Origin of the sequence: Pseudomonas extremorientalis, assembly GCF_001870465.1 — a bacterium.
Classification (GTDB): domain Bacteria; phylum Pseudomonadota; class Gammaproteobacteria; order Pseudomonadales; family Pseudomonadaceae; genus Aquipseudomonas; species Aquipseudomonas extremorientalis.
Genome location: NZ_MDGK01000001.1, coordinates 1 through 9896, shown reverse-complemented (window position 1 = coordinate 9896; position 9896 = coordinate 1). Strand labels below are relative to the sequence as shown.

The 9896-nt window shown below is 64.0% G+C and carries 6 protein-coding genes; 5 read left to right on the top strand and 1 reads right to left on the bottom strand.

The genetic code is table 11. The features are described from left to right. Positions 1–167: 167 nt before the first annotated feature. Positions 168–479, bottom strand: coding sequence for a hypothetical protein (locus tag BFN10_RS00030; protein WP_071487880.1), 312 nt, complete (start codon positions 477–479; stop codon positions 168–170). A 201-nt stretch (positions 480–680) separates the two neighbouring features. On the opposite strand from BFN10_RS00030, the gene BFN10_RS00025 reads away from it, so the two are divergent. From BFN10_RS00025 to BFN10_RS00005, 5 genes are all read left to right on the top strand, one after another. Beyond that, positions 681–1343, top strand: a complete 663-nt coding sequence (locus BFN10_RS00025) for a TonB family protein (RefSeq protein WP_071487879.1) — start codon at positions 681–683, stop codon at positions 1341–1343. After that, entirely contained in the window at positions 1340–1885 is a 546-nt protein-coding gene (locus tag BFN10_RS00020; protein WP_016980117.1) for an RNA polymerase sigma factor, read from the top strand. The genes BFN10_RS00025 and BFN10_RS00020 overlap by 4 nt, the downstream gene beginning before the upstream one ends. A 37-nt stretch (positions 1886–1922) precedes the next feature. Continuing rightward, positions 1923–2849, top strand: coding sequence for a FecR family protein (locus BFN10_RS00015; RefSeq protein ID WP_071487878.1), 927 nt, complete (start codon positions 1923–1925; stop codon positions 2847–2849). Between the two features lie 424 nt (positions 2850–3273). Continuing rightward, the gene (locus BFN10_RS00010) at positions 3274–4968 is read left to right on the top strand and encodes a ShlB/FhaC/HecB family hemolysin secretion/activation protein (RefSeq protein ID WP_071487877.1); all 1695 of its coding nucleotides are present in this window, start codon (positions 3274–3276) and stop codon (positions 4966–4968) included. Positions 4969–4990: 22 nt separating this feature from the next. Continuing rightward, on the top strand, positions 4991–9896 hold a 4906-nt coding region (locus BFN10_RS00005; RefSeq protein WP_139221097.1), incomplete at its 3' end, for a two-partner secretion domain-containing protein.

The following is a 9896-nucleotide window of genomic DNA, read 5'->3' as shown; positions in this document are numbered from 1 at the left end:
GTGGCGAGCGGGCTTGCCCCGCGTTGGGTTGCGAAGCGACCCTGGAAGGAGGAATGCGGTGAATCAGGCATGCTCCGGGCGCTGGTTTTGGGGCTGCTGCGCAGCCCAACGCGGGGCAAGCCCGCTCGCCACAGGGGACTTATCGCCCGTTTTGAAAGGGTTGGCCCTCAGGGCCGCTGCGGTTTCACCGACGTCCCGAAGGTATTGCCCATGCGCACGCTGGTCGCCGCCGGGGTGGATAGGCCTACCGCGTTCGGCGGGCGTTTTTCGATGGGGAGGTTCTGCGCCTCGCGGTTCTTTTTGGCCGCCTTGGTAGCGTTCGTGTCGTTGCCCATCTGCTGGCTCAGGCAGCCATAGTCGGGCGCCTTGTAGCCATCCACGCTGACCTCGGCGCACGTGCCGGCGGCAGTTTCGGCATGGCCCAGCAAGGGCAGGGTGGCGCACAGCAACAGGCTGGCAACGGTCGGCAAGGTTTTCATCGGGCCTCCTGGCAGGCCCGAAGGAGTGGGCCGGTAAGGCTTGGAAGTCTAGTGCAGCGAGTCTCTCATCACCGTGATGTTTTTTTTGCTATCACCGTAACATCAGGTTCATAAACTGGCCTCAGGATGACGGTTTTCTAGGGCGCGTCGGCCGTGCAGCGATGCAGAACAGGGGGTGAACAGGGAGCCTGGAGGCGCGTCATGCGCGCCCTGGTCTTGCTGTTGCTGCTGGCCGCTGGTCGCGCGGCGCAGGCAGAGTCACCGCTGCTGCCGTTGAACCTGCCGGCGCAGGACCTGGAACATGCACTGCAAGCCTACAGCCGTGCCACCGGGATGGCGGTGCTGGTGGACCGTGAGTTGACGCGCGGGCGGCGCTCCATCGCCGTGCGCGGGCGCTTCACGGCGCAAGAGGCACTGGCGATGTTGCTGACAGGGAGTGGCCTGATGGCCCGTTATGCACGCAGCGATGCGTTTACCTTGCAGACCCCGCAAGTCAGCCCTCCGCCTACTACTAAGCGGGGTGCGGCGGCACGCAACGCTGCGCGGATCAACAACAGCTATGCGACGGCGTTGCAGCAAGCCATCGAGACCAGCCTGTGCCGCTCGCCGCTGACCCGGCCCGGCAGTTTTCGCGCGCTGGTGCAGGTGTGGGTCAACCCGGATGGGCGGGTCGAACACAGCCGGTTGGTGAGTTCCACCGGCGATGAACAACGCGATGAAGCACTGGTGCGCAGCCTGGCAGCGGCGCGGGTCGAACGCCCGGCGCCAAGCTCGCTGCGCCAACCGGTGACTTTACTTTTGATGCCTGACACAACAGGAACGCGCATGGAATGCACAGCCGCAAAAGGAGCCTCGGAGGGATGAAAAATACCGGGCACAGTACGATGGTCAGCCTGTTCCTGGCCTCTTACGAAGACTTCAAGGTGCGGTTGCGCAAGCGCCTGGGCTCGGAGGACCTGGCCAACGACGTGCTGCACGAGACCTACCTGCGCGTCGACCGCATGGACGTGCCGCCGAACCTGCAACAGCCCAATGCCTACCTGTACCGCATGGCCCTGAACATCGCCGCCGACCGCCGCCAGGCCGATGCGCGCCTGCTCACCGGCAGCGAGGTGGAAGAGCTGCTGCAAAGCGCCGACGAAGCCCAGGACCCGTCGCGGGTGGTGGGCGGCCAGAAAGAAATCCAATCCCTGGTCAAGGCCCTCTACGAACTGCCGGCGCGTCGGCGCAAGATCCTTATCGCCGCGCGCCTGGAAGAGGCGCCGCACCTGGAAATCTCCCAGCGTTTTGGCATTTCCACGCGCATGGTCGAAAAGGAAATCAAGGCCGCCCTGGGCCACTGTGCCAAGCGCCTGGAAAGAAAAGTGATTCAGCGGTTCGGTCCCGGGGCCGGAAAACCGTCTTAGTGTCGAGTCCCTGATAAATCCGTGAGTACGTGCGCGCTTGAATATTTTTAGCCTCTCCACCGCCCGGCAGTCCGCCGCCAGCCCCCTGCACGATGAAGCCCGCGACTGGCTGCTCCTGCTGACCTCGGGCCGCGCCACCGTGGCCGATGCCAAGGCCCTCAAAGCCTGGTGCGCGCAGAGCCCGGAACACGCCCAGGCTTTCGAACAGGCCAAGGCGCTGTGGCAGCAACTGTCCCCGGCCCTTGATCAAATGTCGCAACCGCGCAGCTTTGGCCGCCGTGCCTTCCTCGGCGGGGCCATCGCCGCCTCGGCAGCCGTGGTGATGGTGCGCGTCGGTGTGCCGGGCGGCTTCGCCGGGCTCACAGCGGACTATCGCACCGAAGTCGGCGAGCAGCGCCAAGTGCTGTTGAGCCAAGGCATCAGCCTGGAACTCAACACCCAGACCCGCATCAGCCGGGTGGGCGAGGGCATCGAACTGCTCGAAGGCGAAGTCGAGGTGGTCACCCACGTTGCGCAACCGCTGCTGGTCCAGGCTGGCGAGGGCTCGGTCAGCGCGGCGCAGGCACGCTTCAATGTGCGCAATACCGACCACCGGGTATGCGTCACCTGCATCGACGGTTCACTCGCGGTGGCCATCGCCGGGCGCAGCGTGCGCCTGGACAGCGGCCGGCAACTCACCTACGGCGCGTCCGGCGTCAGCGAGGTGACAATGGTGGACACCCAGGCAGTGGTGGCCTGGCGTGAACAGGTGCTGGTGTTCAACAACGCCACGCTGGCGACGGTGGTGGACGAGATCAACCGTTATCGCCCGGGCATGCTGCTGCTGTTGAACAAGGAACTGGGCCAGCGTCGGGTTCAGGCGCGCTTCAGTTTGCAGCAGTTGGCGGGCGTGGCGTTGTTGATCCGCGATGCGTATGGGGCCAAGTGCACGGAGTTGCCGGGTGGGGTGGTGTTGTTGAGTTGAGGGGCTGCCGCTCGTCGGGTAACTCCAATTTTTACGATGTAAATGGACCGGGCCAGAACGCTAATCTACGCCTGTCGCTTTCAGGTATGCCTGTGTGCTCATGGGTAGAGCGACCGGTCTTTTTCCTCTGACAGATCTCCTTTCTTATCCTCTCTGAATTGTCTTTCTCGTTTGTAGGGGAAAGGATTTTCAGCGTAAGAAAAACCCAGGAAATGTACGTTTCAAGTCTCACTTCCTATCCGGTTTCTTCCTTCGACTGACATTGTTCGGAAGCATCTGACAGCCCTCCAGCGGCTGTGTGACAGACAGGGCGACGCCCTCAGGAACGCCGAATTTTTTGTAACCTTTCCTGTTTTCCTTAAGCGTTTCAGCCTCGGCAGCATGGGTGCTCTTTCCATTTGAGTACCTGTGTGAGGGTGAAAGGATGTCGGCTGTTTTTCGACCTGCGCTGCTGGGGATAGCGCTGTTTTCAGGTCCGCTTCTTGCCGCGTCCCCCGTGTCGCCCGGCGACCGCGAATTGGCCCGTGAGCGTCAGCAGCAAGTGTTGGAAGAGCAGCGTCGTCGCCTTGAAGACCTGCAGAACCTGCCCGGCCAAATCGCTGTGCCAACGGCTCCCGCGCTGCTGGAAGACGGCCAGTGCATCACCGTCACGCGTATCAACATTGAAGGCGCGACGTTGCTGCCCGAAGGCCAGCGCGAGGCGCTGCTGCAACCCTGGCAGGGGCGTTGCCTGGGGGTGCCTCAACTCAACGCCGTGCTCAAAAGCCTCACCGATCACTACCTGCATCGCGGCTACGTCACCACCCGCGCCTACCTGCCACAGCAGGACCTGAAACATGGCGAACTGAACATCATCGTGGTCGAAGGGCGCCTCGAAGGGCTCGACAGCTCATCGCTGGCCAGCCCGCTGGAGTCCGCCATGACCTTTCCCGGCACCGTAGGGGAGGTGCTCGACCTGCGCGAGCTGGAGCAGTGGGTGGATCAACTGTCGCGCTTGCCCTCGCGCCAGCCGCAGCTTGAGGTGTTGCCGGGGCAGGCAGTGGGGGGCAGCCGCGTGACGCTCAAAGGTGAGCGCCGCGAACCCTGGCGTGTCTCGGCCAACCGTAACAACCATGGCGATGCCAGCACCGGTCGCCAGCAGGCCGGTATCGGCCTGGATTGGGACAGCCCCCTGGGCCTGGCGGATCAATTGAACCTGCGGGCCAGCCGCGACACCGTCAGCGACCGCTGGCGCCATTCCCATAGCCAGAACCTGTTCTACAGCCTGCCGTATGGTTGGTGGACGTTCAATGTCAGCCACAGCCAAAGCTTCTACCGCACGCGCAACGACCTTTCCGGGTTTGCCTTCGCACTGTCAGGCGAGACCTCCAGCCAGCAGTTGCGCGCCGAGCGCGTGCTGCACCGCGATAACCTGGGCAAGACGGCGTTCAGCTTTGGCCTGAGCCACCTGCGGACCCGCAACTACCTGGAAGACGCGTTGCTGCGCACCTCCAGCCATCGCATCACGGAGCGTCAACTGGGCTTCAACCATGGCCGCCGCATCGGCAACGCCTTTCTCAACCTCGATGCCGGCTGGCAACAGGGCATCGGCGCCCTGGACGCCCAGCGCGATCTCTCTACACAGCGCGGCGCGCCGACCTCGCGCTATCAGAAATACACCCTGACCCTCAGCTATTTGCAGGCCTTTCGCTGGCTGGGCCAGCACTGGAGTGTCGACAGCCTTGCCACCGGCCAACACGCCGAAGACGAACTCTATGGGCCACAACGCCTGAGCGTCGGCGGCCTCGGTGCGGTGCGCGGGTTCCAGCAACAGAACCTTTCGGGCAATAGCGGCGGCTACTGGCGCAGCCAGGTGCGCTGGCGCCAACCGGTGGCCTGGGACGCGCTGCGGCCCTGGGTGCACGAAGTGGGCGTGGGCTTTGGCTACGACGTCGGAGTGATCCGCCGTGGCCCGCACAACCCTGACGTTGCCGGGCGCCTTACCGGCCATGCCTGGGAGCTCAGCGCACGCGGTACTCACCTTGCCGCTTCGCTGGTGCTCGCCCGCTCCCTGGAGCGCCCGGCCATCGTTGAACGTCGCGAACACCCGATCTACGCCCGAATCGACCTGTTTTTCTGAATAACAACAAGGAACCTAGCCTATGGACGTGCGCCGCCCGTTTTACCAGTGCCTGGCCCTGAGCCTCGCAGGCATCATCTTCCTCAACCCGATTGTCGCGGCCGCCGCCGAGCTGAGCGTGGACCCGGCCAGCCCCGGCACCAGCCTCGGCCATGCGCCCAACGGCGTGCCGGTGGTGAATATCGCCGGGCCCAATGGCAGCGGGCTGTCCCATAACCTGTTCACCGACTACAACGTCGGCAGCAACGGGCTGATCCTCAATAACGCCACCCAGGCCACGCAAAACACCCAACTGGGCGGTGTGATCCTCGGCAACCCAGGCCTGCAAGGGCGGCCTGCCAGCGTGATCCTCAACGAAGTCACCGGTGGCAACCGCAGCCATTTGGGGGGCTACACCGAAGTGGCGGGGCATGCCGCGCGGGTGATCGTCGCCAATCCTCACGGCATCACCTGCAATGGCTGCGGGTTTATCAATACGCCGCGCGCGACGCTGACCACCGGCAAGCCCGTGATCGAAGGTGGGCGGCTGGATCACTTTCGCGTAGACGGCGGCGATATTGCGCTGGAGGGCGCCGGGCTCAATGCCCGCAATGTCAGCCAGTTCGATCTGATCACCCGCACGGCCAAGCTCAACGCGCAACTGCATGCCGACCAGCTCAACATTATCACCGGCCGTAACGATGTCAGTGCCGACACCTTGCAGGCCCGTGCCCATGCCGAAGATGGCCGGGACAAACCGCAACTGGCCATTGATGCCAGCGCCCTCGGCGGCATGTACGCCGGGACGATTCGCCTGGTGGGCACTGAGCAGGGCGTCGGCGTAAGGCTGGCGGGCGATATGGCCAGCACCGCCGGCGACATCGTGATCAACGCCAATGGCGGCTTGAGCCTGTCCCACACCACCAGCGTCGGCGCCCTCACGGCCAAGGCCGCGTCGATTGACTTGCAAGGCCCGACCTTTGCGATGGCTGATATCGACCTGCAGGCCCAGGGCGATCTGGTGGTACGGCAGACTCTGGCCAGCGCCGGGAATGTCAGCCTCGAAGGCAGTACGGTGAGCAACCAGGGCAAGGTCGTCAGCGGCATCCTGGAAGACCGGCGTATCGCGGGCAAACAGCTGAGCATCAAGGCCCAGCGCCTGGATAACCCGGGTGAACTCAATGCCAGTGGCCACCTGGAAATCACCAGCGGCAGCCTCGATAACAGCGGCCAGATCGCCGCCGACAGCGCCAGGATCGAAGCCCGCCAGGACCTGAGAAACACTGGCCAGGTGGTCACCGCCGGCCAACTTGAAATTGCCGCCGGACAGGCCATCAACCATGCCGGGACGCTGCATGCCGAAGGCGATTTGAGCCTGGTCGCCGACAGCGTCGACAACAGCGGCAAGATCGTGGGGGCAGGCACTGCGCTGAGTATTGCGGCCGGCACGTTCACCAACGCGGGCGAACTGCTCGGCGACAACCACCTGCTCCTGCAGGTCGATGGCGACCTGAACAACCGCGGCCTGATCGCCGCCAAAGGCGATGCCTATATCAGCGCATCAAACCTTACCCAAGACCACGGCCAGATTCTCAGCGGCCAAGACATCCAACTGCGCGTGCGCGATGTACTGCATAACCTCGGCGTGCTCAGCGCAGCGCGGCATATGCAGATTAATGCGGCTCAACTGAATAACCCCGGCACGCTCGGCAGCCAAGGCAATCTCCTGCTCACTGCCAACGTCACCGACACCGGCCTGCTGTTCAGCGGCGGCGACCTGCACGTGCGTGGCGAGCATTTCAGCAACCTTGAAGGTGACCTCTACAGCGTCGGTGATTTCAGTTTCGCCGGCACGCGCTTCAGCAACCTCTCCGGCAGCGTGGAAACCGAAGGCAACCTGCACATCAACGCCCGCGAGTTTGAAAACGCCCGCACCCACCTTGTCCTCGAACGCGAGCTGGTCGGCGGCAGTATCCAATGGGTCTGCGGCCAGCACTGCGACGGCGACGACAGCTTCAAGCGTGGGACCATCTACATCAGCGAAACCTGGCGCGAAACCGCCGCGCCCAACTCCACCAGGGCGGCGCGACTGGTGGCCGGCAAAGACCTGCGTATCGACGCGCAGACCCTGGAGAACCGCTACAGCCTGCTCGCCGCCAATGGCGACGTGCACCTTTCCGCCAACCGCCTTATCAACCAGGGCGCGGCCTCCCAGACCGGCATCTCCAGCACCATCATCGGCACCCCCGGTCGCATCGACAAAGCCCTGTGGGACCAGATGGAATTCCACGACCTGCCGGCCTTCAATAACGCACCCTTCGACCCCGTGCGTTTTGCCGAACTCAAGGCCCGCTCGACCGGAGAGGGGTTCAGCAACCCCGGCACCCTCACCACCTGGCGCGAGGATGGCCGCGAAGTCTATGCCGCCACGCTGCAAGCCGGCGGCCGCCTCAACCTGCAGGCCACCGAGTACCTGCAAAACGGCACCCTGCGGGAAAACACCCTGGCGCAACTGACCGGCGACATTGGCCACAACCCCAACGACCTCGAACTGAGCCCGGATCGCCTCAGCGATGACCTGACCCAACCGCCGGAATTCCAACTCCCCAGCGGTAAATACGGGCTGTTTATCCCCAGCAAGAATCCGGGCAGCCCCTACCTGATTGAAACCAATCCCCTGTTCACCCACCTGGCCAACTTCCTCAGTTCCCAGTACTTGCTCGACAAGATCGGCTACAGCACCGACGTGGCCTGGCGACGCCTGGGCGACGGCTACTACGAAAGCCGCCTGATCCGTGACGCCGTGCTGGCGAAGACCGGGCAACGCTTCCTCGCCGGGCTGGAGAGCGACGAGGAACAGTTCCGCTACTTGATGGACAACGGCCTCAGCGCCCGCGACAGCCTGCAATTGAGCGTCGGCGTCGGCCTCACCGCGCAGCAGGTGGCGGCCCTGACCCACGACATCGTGTGGATGGAAAAACGCCAGGTGCAGGGTGAAGACGTGCTGGTGCCGGTGCTGTACCTGGCGACGGTCGACGCCAATAACCTGCGCGGGGGCAGCCTGGTGCAAGGCCGGGACATCAACCTGGTCAGTGGTGGCGACATCGTCAATGTCGGCACCTTGAATGCGGCACAGGAGCTGACCGCCATCGCCGACGGCCGCCTGCTCAATGGCGGTACGCTCAGCGCCGGTGAACGCATCAGCCTGCTGGCCACCGACAGTATCCGCAACGCGATGGCCGGCGAGATCCGTGGCAGCCATATCGAACTTACCAGCGTCACCGGCGACATCGTCAACGACCGCACCGCCCATGCCAAGCATCAGGGCGACGGCACCCTTGTCACCCATCTCGACCAGGCGGGCCAGATCAGCGCCGCACAGCAACTCACGCTCAACGCCGGGCGCGACATCACCAACCGAGGCGACATCAACAGCGCTGGCGATGCCAGCCTGAGCGCCGGGCGCGACATCAACCTCATCGCCGTCACCGACACCCAACAGGTACGCACCACGGAAAACGGCGGCCACCGGGTCACCCAACACAGCCGCACCGAACAGCTTGGCGCCAATCTCAACGCCGCCGGCAGCCTGAGCCTGCATGCCGGGCGCGACATCACCCTATTGGCCAGCCAAGCCAACGCCGACAAAGACCTGACCGTCGCCGCCGGTGGCAACCTCCACCTGTTGGCCGCCGCCAACGAAACCGATCACGCGGTCAACAGCAAACGCGGCGGCGCCAAGGTGCATGAGCAAACCACCCAGGTGCGTCACGTGGGCAGCCAGCTCACCGCCGGCGGCAAACTGAACGCCAGCGCGGGGCAAGACATCGTGCTGCACGCCAGCCAGGTCAGCAGCGGCAAGGATGCGTACCTGGTGGCGGGTGGGCAGTTGCAACTGCTGAGTGCCAATGACAGCGACTACAGCCTGTATGACTACAAGAAAAAAGGCAGCTTCGGCGCCCTCAAGACCCAACGCGACGAAGTCACCGACGTGCTGGCGGTGGGCAGCCAGATCACCACAGGCGGCAACCTCAACCTGATCAGCGGCGGCGGTCAGTTGTATCAAGGGGCAAGGCTGGAAAGCGCGGCGGATATCGCCATCACCAGTGGTGGGGCGGTGACCTTCGAAGCGGTGAAAGACCTGCATCAGGAGAGCCACGAGAAGACCAACAACAACGCATTCTGGGTGGCATCCAAGGGCAAGGGCAGCACTGACGAAACACTACGCCAGAGCCAGTTGGTTGCCGGGGGCACCATCGCGATCCAGGCCGTCGACGGTTTGCAGATCGACATCAAGCAGGTCAATCAGCAGAGCGTCAGCCAGTCCATTGATGCGATGGTCAAGGCCGACCCGCAATTGGCTTGGCTCAAGGACGCAGAACAGCGCGGGGATGTGGACTGGCGCCAGGTCAGGGAGGTCCACGACAGCTTCAAGTACAGCCACTCCGGGCTGGGGCCGGCCTCGCAACTGATCATTGCCATCGTGATGTCGGCAGTCATCGGGCCCATGGCGACGGCCGCAGCAGGCGGCGGTGTCGGCGGCGCCATGGTCGGTGCGGTTGCGACCGGCGCCTCGACCAATGCCAGTGTCAGCGTGGTCAACAACCGGGGCAATCTTGGTGCCGTGTTCAAGGACGTGACGTCATCCGATGCCCTGAAGGGCTACGGCGTTTCGGCGATCACTGCCGGCCTGACGGTGGGTTACTTCGACCCATGGACCGGAGCGCAGACCAATACCACACTCAGCAAAGTGGCCACCTCCGGCTCGCTGGGCACCTGGAGCGGCGTCGGCCAATTCGCGGCCAACCAGGCGCTGCAGAACGGCACCTCTGTGTTGCTGAACAAAGCCCTGGGGCAGGGCGGCAGTGTCAGTGACGCGCTGAAAACTGCCTTGTTCAACACCTTGGCGGCGGCCAGTTTCAACCTGGTAGGGGACTACACGAAAAACG